The 16,684-nt window shown below is 61.2% G+C and carries 25 protein-coding genes; 23 read left to right on the top strand and 2 right to left on the bottom strand.

The window, feature by feature from the left end; translation table 11 throughout:
* Window positions 1–18 precede the first annotated feature (18 nt).
* The 13 genes from HMUK_RS02230 (at window position 19) to HMUK_RS02175 (ending at window position 7,294) form a co-directional block, all read left to right on the top strand.
* Window positions 19–819, top strand: coding sequence for an ATP-binding protein (locus tag HMUK_RS02230; RefSeq protein WP_012808011.1), 801 nt, complete (start codon window positions 19–21; stop codon window positions 817–819).
* Window positions 816–959, top strand: coding sequence for a hypothetical protein (locus tag HMUK_RS17445; protein WP_012808010.1), 144 nt, complete (start codon window positions 816–818; stop codon window positions 957–959). Before HMUK_RS02230 ends, HMUK_RS17445 begins: the two co-directional genes overlap by 4 nt.
* Before the next feature lie 83 nt (window positions 960–1,042).
* Window positions 1,043–1,306 (top strand): hypothetical protein, encoded by a 264-nt coding sequence (locus HMUK_RS02225; protein WP_012808009.1) that lies wholly within the window; start codon window positions 1,043–1,045, stop codon window positions 1,304–1,306.
* Complete coding sequence (locus HMUK_RS02220; protein WP_012808008.1) at window positions 1,306–1,788, top strand: hypothetical protein; 483 nt, start codon at window positions 1,306–1,308, stop codon at window positions 1,786–1,788. The genes HMUK_RS02225 and HMUK_RS02220 overlap by 1 nt, the downstream gene beginning before the upstream one ends.
* Window positions 1,789–1,792: 4 nt before the next feature.
* Complete coding sequence (locus HMUK_RS02215; protein ID WP_012808007.1) at window positions 1,793–2,518, top strand: hypothetical protein; 726 nt, start codon at window positions 1,793–1,795, stop codon at window positions 2,516–2,518.
* Window positions 2,519–2,844: 326 nt separating this feature from the next.
* Window positions 2,845–3,300, top strand: coding sequence for a hypothetical protein (locus HMUK_RS02210; protein ID WP_012808005.1), 456 nt, complete (start codon window positions 2,845–2,847; stop codon window positions 3,298–3,300).
* A gap of 2 nt (window positions 3,301–3,302) precedes the next feature.
* On the top strand, window positions 3,303–4,187 hold the full coding sequence (locus HMUK_RS02205; RefSeq protein WP_012808004.1) for a hypothetical protein: 885 nt from the start codon (window positions 3,303–3,305) through the stop codon (window positions 4,185–4,187).
* Between the two features lie 6 nt (window positions 4,188–4,193).
* Window positions 4,194–4,733 carry a hypothetical protein gene (locus HMUK_RS02200; RefSeq protein ID WP_012808003.1) on the top strand — a complete coding sequence of 180 codons (540 nt, stop codon included), beginning with the start codon at window positions 4,194–4,196 and terminating at the stop codon, window positions 4,731–4,733.
* A 90-nt stretch (window positions 4,734–4,823) separates the two neighbouring features.
* Window positions 4,824–5,396, top strand: a complete 573-nt coding sequence (locus tag HMUK_RS02195; RefSeq protein WP_012808002.1) for a hypothetical protein — start codon at window positions 4,824–4,826, stop codon at window positions 5,394–5,396.
* Complete coding sequence (locus HMUK_RS02190; protein ID WP_012808001.1) at window positions 5,393–5,836, top strand: hypothetical protein; 444 nt, start codon at window positions 5,393–5,395, stop codon at window positions 5,834–5,836. The genes HMUK_RS02195 and HMUK_RS02190 overlap by 4 nt, the downstream gene beginning before the upstream one ends.
* Window positions 5,836–6,048: a hypothetical protein gene (locus HMUK_RS02185; RefSeq protein ID WP_012808000.1), complete on the top strand. Its 213-nt coding sequence runs from the start codon at window positions 5,836–5,838 to the stop codon at window positions 6,046–6,048. The genes HMUK_RS02190 and HMUK_RS02185 overlap by 1 nt, the downstream gene beginning before the upstream one ends.
* Window positions 6,045–6,278, top strand: coding sequence for a hypothetical protein (locus HMUK_RS02180; RefSeq protein ID WP_240532178.1), 234 nt, complete (start codon window positions 6,045–6,047; stop codon window positions 6,276–6,278). The genes HMUK_RS02185 and HMUK_RS02180 overlap by 4 nt, the downstream gene beginning before the upstream one ends.
* Before the next feature lie 356 nt (window positions 6,279–6,634).
* The gene (locus HMUK_RS02175; RefSeq protein WP_012807998.1) at window positions 6,635–7,294 is read left to right on the top strand and encodes a site-specific integrase; all 660 of its coding nucleotides are present in this window, start codon (window positions 6,635–6,637) and stop codon (window positions 7,292–7,294) included.
* A gap of 3 nt (window positions 7,295–7,297) precedes the next feature.
* Here the strand turns inward: HMUK_RS02175 and HMUK_RS16580 are convergent, their stop codons facing one another.
* Window positions 7,298–7,540 carry a hypothetical protein gene (locus HMUK_RS16580; RefSeq protein WP_126967189.1) on the bottom strand — a complete coding sequence of 81 codons (243 nt, stop codon included), beginning with the start codon at window positions 7,538–7,540 and terminating at the stop codon, window positions 7,298–7,300.
* A gap of 115 nt (window positions 7,541–7,655) precedes the next feature.
* Between HMUK_RS16580 and HMUK_RS02170 the strand changes: the two genes are divergently transcribed.
* The 10 genes from HMUK_RS02170 to HMUK_RS16970 all read left to right on the top strand — a co-directional run bounded on the left by HMUK_RS02170 (window position 7,656) and on the right by HMUK_RS16970 (window position 15,446).
* Window positions 7,656–7,865 (top strand): ribbon-helix-helix domain-containing protein, encoded by a 210-nt coding sequence (locus HMUK_RS02170; protein WP_012807997.1) that lies wholly within the window; start codon window positions 7,656–7,658, stop codon window positions 7,863–7,865.
* An 82-nt stretch (window positions 7,866–7,947) separates the two neighbouring features.
* Complete coding sequence (locus HMUK_RS02165; RefSeq protein WP_012807996.1) at window positions 7,948–8,502, top strand: hypothetical protein; 555 nt, start codon at window positions 7,948–7,950, stop codon at window positions 8,500–8,502.
* Window positions 8,499–8,717, top strand: coding sequence for an RNA polymerase sigma factor (locus HMUK_RS02160; protein ID WP_012807995.1), 219 nt, complete (start codon window positions 8,499–8,501; stop codon window positions 8,715–8,717). The genes HMUK_RS02165 and HMUK_RS02160 overlap by 4 nt, the downstream gene beginning before the upstream one ends.
* Window positions 8,714–9,724 (top strand): tyrosine-type recombinase/integrase, encoded by a 1,011-nt coding sequence (locus tag HMUK_RS02155; protein WP_012807994.1) that lies wholly within the window; start codon window positions 8,714–8,716, stop codon window positions 9,722–9,724. Before HMUK_RS02160 ends, HMUK_RS02155 begins: the two co-directional genes overlap by 4 nt.
* A gap of 256 nt (window positions 9,725–9,980) precedes the next feature.
* On the top strand, window positions 9,981–10,244 hold the full coding sequence (locus tag HMUK_RS18200; RefSeq protein WP_049940716.1) for a DUF7563 family protein: 264 nt from the start codon (window positions 9,981–9,983) through the stop codon (window positions 10,242–10,244).
* Entirely contained in the window at window positions 10,241–11,095 is an 855-nt protein-coding gene (locus tag HMUK_RS02145; protein WP_012807992.1) for a DNA adenine methylase, read from the top strand. Before HMUK_RS18200 ends, HMUK_RS02145 begins: the two co-directional genes overlap by 4 nt.
* Window positions 11,092–11,289, top strand: a complete 198-nt coding sequence (locus tag HMUK_RS16575) for a helix-turn-helix domain-containing protein (RefSeq protein ID WP_079979665.1) — start codon at window positions 11,092–11,094, stop codon at window positions 11,287–11,289. The genes HMUK_RS02145 and HMUK_RS16575 overlap by 4 nt, the downstream gene beginning before the upstream one ends.
* Entirely contained in the window at window positions 11,286–11,441 is a 156-nt protein-coding gene (locus HMUK_RS17440; RefSeq protein WP_012807991.1) for a hypothetical protein, read from the top strand. The genes HMUK_RS16575 and HMUK_RS17440 overlap by 4 nt, the downstream gene beginning before the upstream one ends.
* A gap of 2 nt (window positions 11,442–11,443) precedes the next feature.
* Complete coding sequence (locus tag HMUK_RS02140; protein ID WP_012807990.1) at window positions 11,444–13,201, top strand: DUF7845 domain-containing protein; 1,758 nt, start codon at window positions 11,444–11,446, stop codon at window positions 13,199–13,201.
* Between the two features lie 388 nt (window positions 13,202–13,589).
* Window positions 13,590–15,446, top strand: coding sequence for a hypothetical protein (locus HMUK_RS16970; protein ID WP_012807989.1), 1,857 nt, complete (start codon window positions 13,590–13,592; stop codon window positions 15,444–15,446).
* A gap of 701 nt (window positions 15,447–16,147) precedes the next feature.
* Here HMUK_RS16970 and HMUK_RS02130 read toward each other — a convergent pair.
* Window positions 16,148–16,537 (bottom strand): hypothetical protein, encoded by a 390-nt coding sequence (locus HMUK_RS02130; protein ID WP_012807988.1) that lies wholly within the window; start codon window positions 16,535–16,537, stop codon window positions 16,148–16,150.
* Window positions 16,538–16,684 lie beyond the last annotated feature (147 nt).

Here is a 16,684-nt window from a genome sequence, read left to right as displayed (position 1 = left end):
CCTCGGGAGGACTCGGCGGTGAATCTGGCGTTCATCGCCCAGAGCGGCTGGGGCAAGAGCTACCACGCTCAGGCGTGGATGGAGAGCAACGCGATGGCGTACGAGGCGGTGGTCGTGCTGGACTACTGCGCCGAGTACCGGGGACTCGTCAAGGAGGGGCTGGCCCGGCACCTGATCGTCGGGCGGGTCGAGGAGCAGTGGGGCGTCCAGCAGTGGCAGACGTTCCTCCGTCAGAACCCCTATATCGTGCTGGAACGGCACAAACAGCACCTCGGCACCGACCGCTGGCGGGACGTGTGTACGACCATCTCGAAGGCACTCCGTCGCCTCGATCGGGACCAGCTCATCGCGGCCGACGAGGCGCACTTCATCGCGCCGCAGAAGCAGAAGCTCCCCCAGGCCATCAAGGAACTGGCGACCACCGGACGCGGTGCTGGCACGTCGACTATCTGGATCACACAGCGGCCCGCAGAGATCGACAAAACGATCCTGACCCAGTGCCAGGCGTGGATGGTCGGGGCGCTCGATGGCAGCGACCTCGACGCTGTCAAGCCCTATATCGAGTATCCCGAGAACCTGCACAACAAGGGCACCAGTCCGCCGGCCAGCACGGTCCCAGACGAGTTACTGCCGCCGGATCGAGAGCGGCCCACGTCGGTCCGCAAGCACGAGGACGACGAGGGCAACACGATCGGTAGTGAGTGGATCTATAGCGACGACGACGGCGAGAAGAAGCGCGTCAACACTCAGAACGTCACGATGGCATCAACGCACCACGGTAGCGAAGGCAACGACCTGAACCCGCCCAGCTACTCATGACACGGACCCAAATCACCCTGTACGGCGACGACAGCGACCGATTCGATGCGATGCAGGAGGCAATGGCGGAGAACCAGCCGGGCAGCAAGCCGGGCAACGCGGAGGCGGTGCGCCGGCTCATGGACATGGCCAGTTTCTGACTGTCTGAGGCTGTTTCAGGCTTTCTCGGACGTTCTCAATTCGTCGGTTCTTGATACTCCTGGGGCCTGTACTGGTCGATTGCATGGAATTTAGTAATGCAATCGACACGCTCGCCTCGGAGGACTACGTGATGGACGTGGCCCTCATCGGCGGCGGGTACATGGCACCGGAACTCGTGCAGTACGCAGTCGAGGACAAGATGGGACGGGACCTCCCGAACGAAGCCTACGGGGCGACAGTCGCCGCTGGCGGCGCGCTCTACGGCGGCGCTGGCCGGAAGGTCGCCATCGGCGGCGGCATCAACGTTCTGGAGGAACTCCGCGCTCGGGTCTCGGAGGGTAACTGATGTCGGAGAGCCTGACCAATCTCGGCAGCGCGAAGGTCGACGCGACGGAAGAGACGAACATCCCAGACACCGACAGCACGATCCTCACGTGGTCGCCCGTCGACGGGCTCGTCATCGAGATCGACAATCACGTGTACGGCGGTTCTGGCGTCCCGATCTACGCCGAGCTGAAGGACGCCGACGGGAACGACCTTCCCCGCGACACCGAGGTGATCCTGCGGTGGGACACCCCGAGCCGGGATCAGCCGATGATCGTGAGCGAACGACTGAGCAACATCCGACAGTACCGGACGCTCTCGCTCAAGGAACAGCAGAACGAGGAGTACCGAGAACAGACCCGGACCGAACTGAAGAGTGACGGCCTGATCGTGCTCGACTTCGAGGAGGTGCAGGTTGCTATCAACTCTTCAACCCAGATCGACTGGGACAACTCGCGTCTGGAGATCGACCGCAAGGCCGTGACCGTCCGAGCGGAGGACTGACAGCATGAACGAGCAGATCATGCAGCGTCTTCGGGAGGCCAACACCAGCCGCGACAACATCACGAACGGTGACTTCAGCTTCTCGACGGGATCGCCCGGACAGCCCACGACCGTCGCGGAGTACCAGCCCAAGCGGGCGCTGTCCGTCGACGCAACCCGTCCGTTCGACCTGTCGCTGGTGGCTCGCGAGACGTTCACGACCGATGGAAACGCCGGAGACGGCGAGACGTTCTCCGTGTCTCACGAACTGATCGATTCGAGCGTAGTCACCAACTCGCTCGTCCTGTACGAGGGCGACAAGCGGGTTCAGCCCGACTCGATCGACTACGCCGGAGACTCGTTCAACTACACGGACGACGGGACGGACAACACGCTCACGGCCTACTACACGAGCGGAGCGCAGGCGCTCGTGGAGTTGCAAAAGGTCGCACCCAACGGGACGCCGGACGTTCTCTTTTCGGCGGATATGGGCATGATCCACCGGCGGGACCAGGGCAAAGAGCCCATCACCGTCGACGCCGATCAGTCCCCGCTCCATCCGTTCGTTCCGGCGGACTTCACGCTCGCACTCACCATCACGGCCCCGTACACGGTCGCGTTCGCTACGGAGACCGGATCGGGGACTGAGGTGGTCGCAACGAACGCGCTCACTGACCTGCCCGTCCGCGGAGCCGAAGGTCCTATCGACGGGCTGAAGCAGGCAGTGGCGACTGACGCGGCACGGAGGTAGAGCCGTGCCGTCCGGCGGACTTGTTACACGAGATGCAACCGGACGAGAGGCATCTGGCACCGGTCGCAATCAACCCGGAGAGCCACGCACCGCAGCAGCGACGACGAGCACTGGTCAGGGAAACGGCCAACAGTACGGACCGGACGACTCGGCGCTGGACGAGATCCTCCGGGGGCGTCCGATCAACCGAGACGACCTGCTGCTGGCCAGCACCCTGTGCATGCTCGTACTGCTGCTGTACACGGCGATGGAGGACGGTACGATATGATTCACGACGAACCCGCCACAGAACGGCGGCACAACAGCAACGACGTGGTGATGAGCCAATGAGCACTGTCGGCCCTGACAGCGTCATCGAGCGGGTGCTGTCCGAATACAGTCTCGGTGCCGACTCCTGGCACGAGGATCTGCTGGAGAGCGACACGGACCGGCTCCTGCTCGCGCTGTTGCTCGACCAGCGTGGCGACCAGTATCTCGGCGAGACCAGCACCAGCGACGAGCCGACGTATTTCGTGACTGAGGTGCCGGTCGCCGTCGACGGCGTCGGCCAGCAGAGTCTCGACTGGGGGTTCCCCGCCGATACGGTCACCGTGTGGGGCTTCGATGGGCCGGTGCTGGTCTCGTTCCAGCAGACCGGGACCAACCGCGAGATCCCGCTGACGGCCTCGGAAGCGCCGTTTTCGCTCAGCCCACCCGGTGGACTCAACGCCTCAAAGCTGTGGTACCGAAAGATGACCGAGAGTGACGCCGACACCACTCTGAAAGTGTTGGCACTGAAGTAACAATGACTTTCGATGGACCAATCGCGACGACGTGGGGCAAAGCACTGGCGGCACTCAGAGATAAGGTCACGAGCATGACCGGATACAGCGTGGTGGACACTTCGAGCGGCGGCGGAGACGCCTCAGTTCCCACGAACGACTGGTTCGTGATCGCCACTCCGTTCAACGAGTACATCCGGTTCAGACCGAACACGGACCAAGATAACCGCGGGCTCACGCCCGAGTACGGCGTGGACTGGGACACCGGTTCGAGCTCGTGGAACGATCGCTACCCGAACGATCCCGGCAATCGTTTGAAGGAGATCGGCCGGAACGACGGGACCACGGGTAAGATCACGGCTCACCAGTCGGACGGCGGCGGGATCCAAGAGGGAGACGCCGTGACGTACTGGTTGGAATACGTAGACTCCGGGTTCGCTCTCTACTTCCAGAGAGAGGAGGCGGACGGCAACGACGGCGACGGCATGATCTTCTTCGAGGAGGTGACGCAACTGTGGGACTACGACGACGCCGCCACTCACGAGGCGAACATGATCTTCGGAGTCGCCGGGCACGTGGCGGACTCCATAGACTACAACCCCATCAAACAGGTGGCTCTCGATTGCCGCATGGCACAGTCGGGATCCAGCCCGCACCACTACGCACAGGGAGTCGCGAACCCAGACGCGAACTACAACAACTACCCGTACACGGACGGCGTGGCTCGATCGAGCTCCTACCGCAACGCCTCTGGCGCGGACGCCGTGATCGGGCGGTATGAGATGGTCCTCCAAGAGCGGAGCGGCGGAGACGCCGCTCACCGGGACACGATCCAAGACGCCGACGGGAACGACCTGTACACAATCCTGAACAGGGACGCCGCGAGCGTGGCGCTCCGCATGGACTGACCGATCATGGCGAGCTACACACGAGCGGCTCAGTCGGCAACGCTCACGGACGGCGGGCACGACCGCCGAGCGCTCGCCCTCTCGGGGACCGCTAACGGTATCGAGGATACGGACGGCGGGCACGACCGCCGACTGTTCGGGCTCGGAGCTTCGGCTCACAGAGTCGGGTCCGGTCGTGGTATCGTGATCCCGACGGGTAACTTCCGACGGGTACACGTGACGCTCAAAGATACGGACGGACAGCCCCTCAGCGACGCCGTCTGGGTGCAGTCTGCAGGAGTGTTCCCGACGGCGGCGCGGGTCGACGACAACGGAGAAGCGGATCTGTGGCTGCTAAACGTACTCTACGAGACGTTCGTGGTGATCGCGTCCAGCGACCGGTCTGGGGTTGACTACGTCTGGTATCAGCTCGCGGACGACGACGACGTGGACGGGACTCAGACCATCGGGACACAGGATCGAGAGGCGACACTGTATTTCGATCCGGTGAAGCTCAAAGGGCTCAGCGTCGGCCGTGGCGGGAACCTCGGAGGGCCACTCGCGTGACCGACTTCCTGGTCCGGTCGACTACCGGCAGCGCATCTATGACACAATCATGATCGACAGCAACAACACTCAGACCAGAGGTATCGAGCGATGAGCGACCACGACACCGCGATGACGCGGTATCTCGATCGTCACGATACGATCGACTCGGCGGGAGACGGCAGCTACACGGCTGGCGACAACGACGACGACAGCAGTTCGTCGTCGAGTCGCGGATCGGAGCAGACACAGGACCTCATCGACCGGCAGACTGACGACTCGCGCGACGACGGTTATTCGCCCCCGGACCCAGATGCGGGCTCAGGAACGAACGGCTCGGATCACACGATCATCTCCGGCCGCAACGAGGGCAGCAGCGACACGACTGTTGGCCCGTCTGAGGGCGTCGAGGACACCGACGGCGACGGATCTGCTGACGCGGTGGTGACCACACCGGATAGCAGGACCGACGGCACTCCGAACTCCAGTCAGGCGGATCGAGGGACCACCGCTCCGGACGGCTCGACCGACTGGCCTGGCGACGGGACGCCCGGTACCGACACGTCGGATTCCCCAGGATCGGACGACAGATCACCGACCGGTCCGGCCGGCGTGCCGATCGAGGCAGTCGGTACAGTTGGGGCGATCGCGCTGCTGGTCGCGATCTGGGGGTGGTCGCGGTGAGTCCGGCTCCAGCGGCAGCAGCGGCCGGCGGCGCGCTCGCCGATAACGCCGACGAGGTGGCCGATGTTGCCAAGCAGGGCAGCGCCGATGCCCGTCAGGTCGCGGAGTCTCGCGGCGGGCAGATCCTCATGGTGGTTATCGGTCTCGGGCTACTGTACTACGTGTACACTGCCGTCACCGTCGGCAGCGACGTGGCTGACGGCGCACAGGATGCCGCGGATGACGTGGGCGGCGCTGCTGGCGATAGCTGGGACGGTGCGACGGACGTGGCCGACGGCACCGGCGACGTTGTCAGCGACGGGATGGACTGGTGGCTTGGCGGCGCTGCCGACACGGTCGAGGGTGCTGGTGACGCGGCCGGTAACGGCTTTAGCTGGGCGACCGGCGGCGCGGCCGACACGGTCGAGGACGCCGGGGACGCCATCGGAGGGTTGCTCTAATGGGTGTCCAGATCGGTCTCGGGGCGGTCGCGGCACTGCTGTCCGTGCTGGTCGCTATCGAGCTCGCACAGTTGGAGGTACTGCGTCGGACGGCCCAGCGGTCGCGGTCGAACCGCAAGCGGCTCAGGGCGCTCCTGCGGGCCTTCGGCGTTCACGACGAGGGGCCGACCTACGACGTGGACGCCGACGCGATCGGGGGTGAAGGGTCGTGATCCCGTTGCAGTCGACACTGCCCGCGCTCCCGATGCCCGACGCGCAGACGGTGGCGCTGGCGGTCCTGATGCTGGTGGCCGGCATGGCGGTCCCGACTCGCTACGGGATGGAGCGCGTCGAGGGCTTCGGGCGAGCGGTCGCCTCGAAGCTGCCCTACCGACCGCCGCCGGGGACCGACGAGCAGGAGGCGATGGCCGACGCCGTCGACGATGGCGGTGGTGAGTCGTGAGCGTCGACAACGAGATCCTGGTGCGGTGCGACCCATCGCTGGTCACCGAACCGGCGCGATAGCGTGTCCGCCTCTCGGCACATAGAGCCGTTCAGGACCTTCGTCAGATCGTTTTTGCTTCGAACCAGAGGTAGAGGAACGCCAGCGACGCGACTCCAACCAGACCCAGCGACGTACCGATGAGAGCCTGCGGTATCATTTGGTCGTCGTTCCAGCGGCTACCCGCTTCAAAATACTGTCTTCGGAACGCCCGAGAATCCCCCATTCTGGTGCATTTTCACCGCTCATCGGAGCTTCAGACGACCTGGACGACCGAAAAAACTAGATGTTTTGCAATAGAAGTGCGAAACGAGTGCATGAGACTCAAGGACTACGACGACGACGACGGAAAGCGAGTGTGGCTATCGGACGACGAATTGGCTCGGTTGATCGACGAAGCTGAGACACCTCACCAGCGGCTCGCCTTCTTGCTCGCTGGTCGGGTTGGTCTCCGACGGTCGGAGATCACCGGAGTGTGTCCCGAGGACCTCGTGGAGGGACCGACAGGAGATCACATCCGAATCTGGGAGGACTACGCGAAGCGTGACAAGTACAGAGAGCCGCCAGTCCCGTCCGAAGTCGTCACCATCGCGGAGACACTCGCGTACCAGCAGGACGACGACGAGCCTCTGATAGGCGTTGCTGGATCGACTGTTTACCGCTGGGTGCGCCGAGCTGCCGAGCGCCTCGAAGACGAGACCGACGATAGGGGTTGGTCGTATCTCGATGTACACGATCTGCGACGGACCTGGGGCACGTACCTACTGGAACAGGGCGTGATCCCGTCCGTCGTCATGTCGTGGGGCGGTTGGGAGGACTGGGAGACGTTTCGCCAGCACTACCTCGGGGAGTTCTCCCCAGAGGCGATCAAGCGAGAGCGTGGCCGTGTGGAATATCTCGAAGGTGGCGACGAAAATACGGAGATCGTCCATCCCGGCACGATGCCGTCAGAGAGCGGGCAGCACACCGCAGATTAGCCGCTATGAGTCTTGGACGTTGTCAGGGCCGTCATCCGACTGCTCCATATCACTTATTAAATCCATATCGTCTTTACCTGCCTTCATTAACCGACGTATTGCCTCACTTCGTGACACATCCATTTTCACTTTTCCTTCTATTTGAGCCTTTTTTAATTCACGGTCGAATTCTTCCAAGAATTCATCATCTATTTTGACCGAAACGCTGCTCCTTGACGATCCGCCATCTCGTCGGGTAGTACTCATACTGTACGGTACTCATTGAGTGATTGAATAGCTTGGGAAGCGGCTATTAGATTAAAGTAGTACTATAATCTCGTAGGCAAAGACTTACGTAGTAAGGTAGTCATTGACTGAGTGCATGCCTGTTGCAAACACCACGATCGGGTTCCCACCCGAGATGTTGGTCGAGATAGACGACCACGCCGACGAGAACAACATGAGCCGGGCCGAGTACGTCCGGCACTGCGTCCGGCAGGCTCACGACACTCCTTTCGACGAGCCTCGCGGGACGCTCACGAAGGACGAACACGAGAACATCGAGGATCGACGAAGCGAGGGGGCCGCCTAAACATGTCCAGTGCCAGCGCAGCCCCCAAGTCCGGTGACGACAGCAACGACGAAAAGCGTGACGACAGCGAGGAGAGCGGCCCATGACGGTGACCCAGAAGATCTGGGACGGCGACGACTGCCCTCGCGTGCTGTGTGACGGGACTCTCCAGCAGGACGAGGCCGCCGTCGAGTGCTCCGAGTGCGGCGAGACGTGGAGCCAGCAGACGGCCGACAGCGAACACCTGCTGATCTCGCGGGCCGGCAAGATCGTCAAGCGCAAGCAGCGGGTGCTACCCGACGGCGGAGAGATCGAGCCCGAGAGCGACCGCGTCGACCCCGAGCGGCTGCCGGACACCTACACGCCGGCCTACGTCGACGTGCGCGGTCAGGGACCGGTCTACGTCGCCAACTACGAGACGCTGTCGAGCGGGTGGCTCTCCCTGACGGAGTGGCGGGGGACGCGCACGAAGCTCCCGCCCCACCGCGTCGGCGGTGTCCGTGAGGTGCGGACGGAGACCTACGACCCTGCGCCCGAGACCGACCGCTACACGCGGACGAAGCGTGTGGCCGACGAGCAGCGACGAGAACAGGCCCGACCGGACGACGCGGGCGGGAAGACCGTCGTCGACGGGCACTCTATCGAGATCGACGCATGAGGGGACGCCAGAAGTCGCTCGCCCACTTCGAGAGCCATCAGCCCTGCTCGGACCTGTCGGACCTCACCGACGCCGAGCGGGACGTTTTCGAGGCGATCGAGCAGGGCGAGTACGGACCCCGTGAGTACGCCGACGAGACCAGCCGCTCGCCGGGGACGATCGGCAACCTGCTGGCCCGAGCGAGGGTGAAGGTCGACGGCGGTGATGCGTCGTGAGCGATCTCCAACCGCTGACTCCCGAGGACGGCGTCGAGCGGTTCCTACGGCACCGTGAGCCGTCCGTGCGGGAGTCGACGCTACAGAACGCCAACACCCGGCTCAACTACTTCCTCGACTGGTGCGAGGAGCGCGAGATCGAGGACCTGAACACGCTGTCTGGTCGGGACATGGCCGACTTCGTGGCGTGGCGACGGGGCGACATCGCTCCCATCACGCTCCAGAAGCAGCTATCCACGATCCGGCAAGCGTGCCGGTGGTGGGCCGACATCGACGCCGTCGAGGAGGGACTGGCCGAGAAGATCCACGCGCCGGAGCTGCCCGACGGTGCCGAGAGTCGAGACGTGCATCTCGATCCCGAGCGGGCCGAGGCCGCGCTGGAGTACTTCGAGCAGTACCAGTACGCGAGCCGGGATCACGCCCTCATCGCCCTCATCTGGCGGACGGGGATGCGACGCGGTGCCGTCCGCTCGCTCGACGTGGAGGACCTCCAACCGGACGATAACGCCGTCCGAGTGGAGCACCGGATCGACGAGGGTACGAAGCTCAAGAACGGCGAAGCCGGCGAGCGGTGGGTCTATCTCGGCCCGAAGTGGTTCCAGGTTCTCGACGACTACGTGAGCAACCCCGGCCGCCCGCAGGGGACCGACGAGTACGGCAGACGGCCGCTGTTCACCAAAGAAGACGGTGGCCGACCGTCGGCCCAGACGATCTACAAGTGGCTCATGCGGGCGCTGCACCCCTGCACCTACGGCGAGTGTCCGCACGATCGGACGCCGGAGACCTGCGATGCTCGGGGTAGGACGGCCAACGTCGCAGACTGCCCGTCGTCGCGATCTCCCCACGCCGTTCGTCGAGGCGCGATCACCCACCACCTGACCGAAGACACCCCGCCGGAGACGGTGAGCGAGCGCATGGACGTGTCGCTCGATGTGCTGTACCAGCACTACGACGCCCGAACCGAGCGCGAGAAAATGGACGTGCGAACCGACCACCTACCGGAATGAATTCGATGCTCAAAATCACCCAAAATCGCATGACTGCACCGCGGAAAACCTGCCCGGCGAGTCCATACCGGTTCTTCGTCCTGGCGAACTATCCCGAAAAGCGGCTTCTGTAGCCCGCTATCGGAATATTTCTCAGCGGTAGACGACCGTACAAAGTCGATCTCAAATCGAATTGAAGAGAAAGTCGAATCATTTGGGATGCCGTCCGGCGGTTTTGCGAAGGATTTGTCTACCTCCTTAGAGGGGGTGATTCACCTTGGCTGATCGACCTGTCTGTTTCTCGACCACCGATCAGTCGGAGTGCCAGCACTGTGGCGCTCACGTCTCGCGAGACTTCCGACGGACCTTCGGCGACGAGGAGAACGTCGCCCATCGCTGCCCAGCGTGTGACTCGATGGGGCGGATCTGTCGCGGGACAGCCGCCGGGAAAGAGCTCGACTATCCAGACCCTGAGGACCAGCCCCAGCGGAATCAGGGCGGTCGTGTGGACGCACGTCCCGACGGGGGTGAGTCCCTGTGAGTCTGTCGGCATTTCCGTATCCCGGCGGGAAGACGTACCATGTCGACGAGATTCTGGGGTACTTCCCGGATCACGAACTGTACGTCGAACCGTTTGGAGGGTCGGCGTCAATTCTGCTGAACAAGGCACCGAGTCACATCGAGGTGCTAAACGATCTCGACCGTGACGTCGTCCATTTCTACCAAGTACTACGCCAGCAGCGCGAGGAACTCCAGAAGTGGCTTCGGACCGTTCCCTTTTCGCGGGAACTGCATGGGCGATGGGCCAGGAAATTCTACGACGGCCATCGTCCAGATGACGATATAGTCCGGGCTGGTCGCTGGTTCTACCTGCGCTATACACAGTACAGCGGAAAGCTCGACGGCATCTCTGGATTCAAAGCCAGTACGATCCGTAACGAGGCACGGCGCCTGCAGAATGCGACTGATGCACTGGATCAGGTTGCCGATCGGCTCCAGCATGTCACGCTAGAATGCCTCGATTATAACCGTCTCTGTGAGAAGTACGACCGATCTGAGGCACTGCTGTACTTTGATCCACCGTACGTCGGACCTGGTGACGATCTATACACGCACGACGGTGAGTTCGATCACGACAAGTTAGTCGCGACGCTCACCGAACTCGAGGGGAAGTGGATTTGTTCCTACGGTGATCTTCCCGATGAACTCGAATCGGCCATCAAGGAGTTCGGCTGGTCAAAACGGCAATACCAGATCCACTACAGCATCAACGGCGACCAGCGCGAGCCGGCCACCGAACGGCTGGTGATGAACTTCGATCCTGACGAGGCGATTCCCTTCCGATCGACACAGCAGACTGGTCTTGAATCGTTCGGGGGTGAGTGGCGGTGACCTACCAGTCCAACCTCTTCGAGTACGAAAAGGACCTGTCGCCACTCTCTGACGCCGAGCGAGAGGTGTATGAAGCCGTCGAGCAGGACGGCTATGGGGTTCGCGAGTACGCGCGGAAGACGGGACGATCGCCTGGTACTGTAGGCAATTTGCTCCGACGGGCTCGTCGACGGTTGGGGGGTGGCGCAGCATGAGCGAGTTCGTCCGAGCGTCACGTCTCTACGACGTTGAGGCGAGTGAACCCCTGCGTTTCGACTGGGCGAAGATGCAGCCGCTCAGAGAGAGTCAGCAGGAAGTCGAGCGGGCTGTAGGGAACCTGCCCGGTAGAGATACAGTGGCGAGGTAAGCATGTCGCGGTACCTCAAGTGCGCCCCGCACGAGGGCGACGTGCGCTTTACCGTCGGCGTGCATCCCGATCCAGCCGTTCAGGACCACGGGCTGGCACCCTACTATGCGATGCACTCCCTGATGAAAGAGTGGGGCGACCGCTGGCAAACCCAGGGGAAACCGACCCGTGACATCGGATTCAACGGCCAGCAGTGGGCGACGGCCTTCGACTATTCGAAGAGCGGGCTGGACCCGTGGGACAACCCCAGCTTCGAGATCGAGGAAGTTCGCGAGTTCCAGTTCTACTTCGTCGCCAAGGACTCGCCCCACTACTCCGGCGAGCCCGCCGACCAGGACCCACGGATCAAAGGCGGGACGATCACCGTCCGCCCCCGCTGGCCGAACCTTACGTCCGACGGCAAACCCGTCTCGGTCCCCGACTACGGTGAGCCCTACATCGACGTGCAGGTTCAGGCTTCGAACATTCCTCACGAGAAGTACCTCACACTGGTCCAGCGCGTGATAGATGCCTACGGCATCTCATCGCGCTACTTCGACCAGCCCCACCCGGACAGCCACGTGAGCGACCTGGCCTACTACGTCCGACTGTACCGCGACGCCAGCGGCCCGCTGTACGCCCCGGATGGCCCGATCGCTCGGTGCCACACACTCATTCAGGGTGATCGAAGCGGGTACCGGAAACACGTCGAAGACAACACGAAGCTTCCCGGCTACTACGTCACTGCCACCGTCGAAGACGAGAAGGCCGACGAGCTGGTCCGTGGACATGGGCTCGGCAAGGAGTTGAAACACTACTACCCGAACCACCCCGACGAGTACGAACCCGGTGACGCGCCGTACCATCCGAAATTCGAGGTGTCCTACCAGACGAGTCGTACCGACGACACCGTTCGGTGGAGCGACCTCGACGACGCTCGGCGTGAGCTGGAAGAGACGATCCTCAACTGTCTGGAGTGGACCGGCATCGCCACCACTGCCGACAGCGGTGCATTCGTCGAGTTTGATCCGTACTGGTCGGTCGAAGACACCACAGAAGCCCGGAAGCTCGTCAAGTGCCCGCTGCCGGAGATCGAAGACGAGCAGGAGCATCGCGTGATGCACCTGTGGGGCGACATGAGCCGGGCCGACCGGGACGTGACCGAGCTGCTACTCACCGACGGTGGGAAGGTCTCGCCACAGGAAGCGGCCGAGCAGACGGGCTACACCTACCGGACGATTCGCACGGTGATCGACCGCCTGGAAGGGTTGATCCACCACACCTACGGTGAGATGGAACTGGAGTCGAAGAAGATCCAGCAGGAGCTACTCAAGCGCGTCAGGGCAGCCGGTGAGCGCTTCGAGCAGTCTGTCGGCAGCGCTGTGATGGATCTGGCCGACGCCGCAGAGGAGCAGGAGAAGACCCGCTGGAGTCGACTCCGGCGCGAGTACGCGATCACCGTCCGCGAGGGCGACGACTGCCGAAAGCTCCTCCAGATGGGCTACCAGCCAGAGGATCGAGCAGAAGCCCGCGAGATCATGCGCGAAGTGAAGACGGCGTACACGCAGTTTGTCGAGAACAACGTCTACGGTGTCCACGTCGTCGTCACCTACGCCGACGGTGCGCGTGATCGCTTCCGAGACCTACGGAACGTGTTCCAGGGCCAACGGAGCGGCGAGTACATCACCAGAGAGCAGCAGGAACGCCGGAACGAGGGTTTCAACTTCGAAGCCTGGAAGGCTGCCGGGTGTCCGCCCGCCGATGAGTGGTCCGGGGGGTAGCGCGCCCCCTGGATAGAGGCATCACTGTTCAACACACCATTTTAGCGGCAATATCGTCCTTCACACCCCACCCCGGCGCGTCGCGCGGCTGGGTTCGTTCCCTCTCGGTCACGTCACCCAGCCGCGCGACCAGGGGGAACCCGGAAAGCGAGCTTCCGGGTTCCCCTTAGTCGTGTGGCTAAGGCCACCTACCCAAAATACACCGCACAGCTGCAACACGATCCATCGATCCCGGAGCCTTCCGTCGTGATGACCACGGGAGGGATCATAGGATAGCAACAGCAGACCTTACGGACAGGACTGGACGGCCCACAGATCCAGTACGGCACCCACCGAGGCAGACACCGACGGCGACGGACTGACCGACGGTGAGGAGGTCGACTTCGAGTTGACGACCGTCGACGGCGAAAAGCGGTGGACCCCTGTTGTCCGCTCGAACCCGACCCGCGTCGACACTGACGGGGACGGTCTGAGCGACGATATTGAAGTCCGTGGCTGGGATATACCCGTAATCAACAGCTCCAGTGTTTCCAAACCGGTACAGTTCAACACTGACTGTGAGTGGGTATCAACCGAGGATAGAGATATTCTCTGGACTGGATCTGGCTGTGATCTAAGTGAGAATATCAACGTTTCGTCTGACCCGCTCCGTGAAGACACAGACGGTGACGGTCTCGAGGACAACGTCGAGCGAAACGTGACCTACACCGACCCGGCTTCACCAGTGACCTACGCTGTCACCGAACGACATCAGCAGTATCTCACAGGTCTCGAGGGTGAGTCAAGTTTCCTACAGCTGATGCATGTCACCGGTGGCAATGAACCGCAGCAGGATCTCGAACTCACTGACAAAACGGATGACTTTGACATCGTACTCAATGATTCTGTAAAAGGCCCGCGTGAGCGGAGTGTGTTCACAGCACTCGACGGAACACCCCGGTCAGACACCTGGCTATCGAACGGAGAGGAGGTTAACTCGGGCACCGACCCCTGGGACCCTGACACTGACGACGATGGTCTCACCGACGGTCAAGAGATTCACGGTTTGACCGAAGCAACGCGACTCGTCTCACATTCAGTTGTAGGTGGCAATTCCGAGTGGATACTCCACGAAGGTGAGAGACTCGGAACAAACGCGACGAATCCCGACCACGACGGTGACGGCTACTGGGACGGTTGGATCGGTGTCTACGGCGTCGGCCGGACTGAAAACGTCATCTTGTACCGAGAACACCTGCGGGATGACGATGGGGACGGCGCACCGAGTGGCATTCAAGAGGACGAGATAGTCGACGAGCAGGTTGGCGTCCACGAGGTGACCAGCGATCCCATGACTTCGTCGGCAACGAGCACCACACTCCCCGATCGCAGTGGACAGTTCCACTCGAACTTGCATATCGGTGAACTGCACTGGGGGGCTGACCCAAAAGAAACCGCAGATCAGCCAGACACGAGTTTGACGGTTGAGGTTGACTATCTCTCCGGACGGAATCCGTTCCAGATGAATATCTCTAACAACAATTCTGTAATCGATGCGACCAGACGGAACTATCTACTGTACGATATCAACCTCACATTTGTGGAAAGCGACGAATTGTCACGATCACAGTTAGAGTCAGTCTGTAGTGCTGCATCCACAGGTAACGGTGGTCTGTATGCCCCGTCGGTAGATACATACTGTATTGAACCCGACTCATTCAACGTCTGGGAGACAGATCTCGTTGAAGATCGATTCCATAACGATACAGCAACGCTCCATTTGTTCTGGACGAACAAATATGGGAGCGACAAACCTATGTACAAACCCCATGACTCGTTTATACCGAGTAGTGTCAGGGGGATGGAGGGTCATACGGGATCAGAAGCACAAGTTGCGTTCGTTGAAAATGGATTCGGAACGCCACACGGCACAATCATGTTTGACGAAGAGTTTAGTACGAATGCAAGTCGTCATAAAGTTCTGATGGAAGAAATTGGGCACAGTCTGGGTGCTGGCACGGCCGATGACGAACAGCTCAGGATCGGCGAATGCTATAGTGGGCTCCAGTGTCCGTATGGAATCGACGGAAATGGAATTATTCAAGATGGTGACCCTGAACCGACACCCGAATATATAAATTATTACGAAAACCCAGCGTGGCCGATTATGGGCTTCGCCTATTATATCGACGGTAATAGGACGGCCTTTAGCATCGAAGAAATTTCAACGGTAGATTTCGACGAGATCCCGAGTGTTGATGACTAAAATAAGCCGGAGGCGGTTGTTGAGCGTATCAGCCGCCGTAAGCGCCACTGCAGGCTGCTTCGGTAGCTCGTATTATCGAACTCTCACTATACGTGATACAGCGGTCAACGGGAATCAAATATCGTTTACTGCCGAGGCAACTGCGCGAAGTGGGACTGAAGAATGGAAGCGGTTTGAGAACGTCTCCTTCGTCGGGTATGATAGTGACGGAGTGATCTGTGAGGCACAAGTCGGGTCGATCGATCCGTTGTCCCAATCGAAAGTCGAGGTCGTGCTTGAGTGCCCCCGACTGCCCACCTACATCACGGCACGTGTCGACAATCCCTGCTCTGGGGGACAGACAGATATCTCGATATACAAACGAACTGACGAAGAAGACAATTTACCTTACATTGAAGTCGGGAGTAGAGAGTGTCCCCATAAAGAATTGCCAACACCCTGAAATCGAGATTCCCTTTGCCAGTCATCTGCACTATTTTGAGATTTGGAATTATAGTGGGGCCGGACAACCAAGATATCTGAACCACTCAAAGAACTCAGCAACACCAGTATCTTGATCGTCTCGAAGCATCCGTTTTCCGACGACGAAATCAAGAACGTCGCAGATCATATCGGGATTCATTCCTGGGGAGAAGATCGAGAATTTGTGCCGTGACCAGCACCCCCCATGCGAACCGATGTGTGTACGGCGTAGCCCTCTACTACTGGTTTTGCGTGAGAAGACTGATCCCAATCTTCGCCTGATGAGCTTCGCGGTGATCGCCCCCGCCATGCCATTCAAGCTGCGGCAGCCGAGACGAGTGACGCATCTCCCACTGTAGTACCTCAACCCCGGAGCCACGGATTCGATACACACCGAAGATATACCAGCCGTTCGCAGCCCGTAACTGCTCGTGGTACTGATCGTAGAGCTTGAACGTACCAGGCTGGCCATCGCTGTGCCGATGCATCGCGGCCTTGATTTCGACCGGCGTGCCGTCCGATCGTTTGGCGTCGTGCCAGCTACACCGATCCAGTTCCAGATTGTACCGCTTGACCGCTTGTCGCTCGACGAGGGTGCCGTAGTGATTCGCTCGATGGGAGCGATTCATCTCGATCGCGCCTCGCGTGCGTCATATATAGATACTCCTCCGGGTTGTTGTCGGCCGTTGCCCATGGCTCGCGTGCGCTCGCAGGCAGCGAGCGCGCCATGGGCCACGCGTAGGAGTACGCCGGGGGGTTGGTTGTTGTTGGTTTGC

The organism is Halomicrobium mukohataei DSM 12286, assembly GCF_000023965.1.
GTDB classification, from domain to species: Archaea; Halobacteriota; Halobacteria; order Halobacteriales; family Haloarculaceae; genus Halomicrobium; species Halomicrobium mukohataei.
The sequence above is the reverse complement of the archived record's forward strand: the minus strand, read 5'-3'. Positions and strand labels throughout refer to the sequence as shown.

Bases quoted from the DNA above. Each gene is read 5' to 3' on its own strand.
- HMUK_RS17445 (WP_012808010.1), top strand. From the start codon at position 816: ATGACACGGACCCAAATCACCCTGTACGGCGACGACAGCGACCGATTC.
- HMUK_RS02225 (WP_012808009.1), top strand. From the start codon at position 1,043: ATGGAATTTAGTAATGCAATCGACACGCTCGCCTCGGAGGACTACGTG.
- HMUK_RS02220 (WP_012808008.1), top strand. From the start codon at position 1,306: ATGTCGGAGAGCCTGACCAATCTCGGCAGCGCGAAGGTCGACGCGACG.
- HMUK_RS02215 (WP_012808007.1), top strand. From the start codon at position 1,793: ATGAACGAGCAGATCATGCAGCGTCTTCGGGAGGCCAACACCAGCCGC.
- HMUK_RS02210 (WP_012808005.1), top strand. From the start codon at position 2,845: ATGAGCACTGTCGGCCCTGACAGCGTCATCGAGCGGGTGCTGTCCGAA.
- HMUK_RS02205 (WP_012808004.1), top strand. From the start codon at position 3,303: ATGACTTTCGATGGACCAATCGCGACGACGTGGGGCAAAGCACTGGCG.
- HMUK_RS02200 (WP_012808003.1), top strand. From the start codon at position 4,194: ATGGCGAGCTACACACGAGCGGCTCAGTCGGCAACGCTCACGGACGGC.
- HMUK_RS02195 (WP_012808002.1), top strand. From the start codon at position 4,824: ATGAGCGACCACGACACCGCGATGACGCGGTATCTCGATCGTCACGAT.
- HMUK_RS02185 (WP_012808000.1), top strand. From the start codon at position 5,836: ATGGGTGTCCAGATCGGTCTCGGGGCGGTCGCGGCACTGCTGTCCGTG.
- HMUK_RS02175 (WP_012807998.1), top strand. From the start codon at position 6,635: ATGAGACTCAAGGACTACGACGACGACGACGGAAAGCGAGTGTGGCTA.
- HMUK_RS16580 (WP_126967189.1), bottom strand. From the start codon at position 7,540: ATGAGTACTACCCGACGAGATGGCGGATCGTCAAGGAGCAGCGTTTCG.
- HMUK_RS02170 (WP_012807997.1), top strand. From the start codon at position 7,656: ATGCCTGTTGCAAACACCACGATCGGGTTCCCACCCGAGATGTTGGTC.
- HMUK_RS02165 (WP_012807996.1), top strand. From the start codon at position 7,948: ATGACGGTGACCCAGAAGATCTGGGACGGCGACGACTGCCCTCGCGTG.
- HMUK_RS02160 (WP_012807995.1), top strand. From the start codon at position 8,499: ATGAGGGGACGCCAGAAGTCGCTCGCCCACTTCGAGAGCCATCAGCCC.
- HMUK_RS17440 (WP_012807991.1), top strand. From the start codon at position 11,286: ATGAGCGAGTTCGTCCGAGCGTCACGTCTCTACGACGTTGAGGCGAGT.
- HMUK_RS02140 (WP_012807990.1), top strand. From the start codon at position 11,444: ATGTCGCGGTACCTCAAGTGCGCCCCGCACGAGGGCGACGTGCGCTTT.
- HMUK_RS02130 (WP_012807988.1), bottom strand. From the start codon at position 16,537: ATGAATCGCTCCCATCGAGCGAATCACTACGGCACCCTCGTCGAGCGA.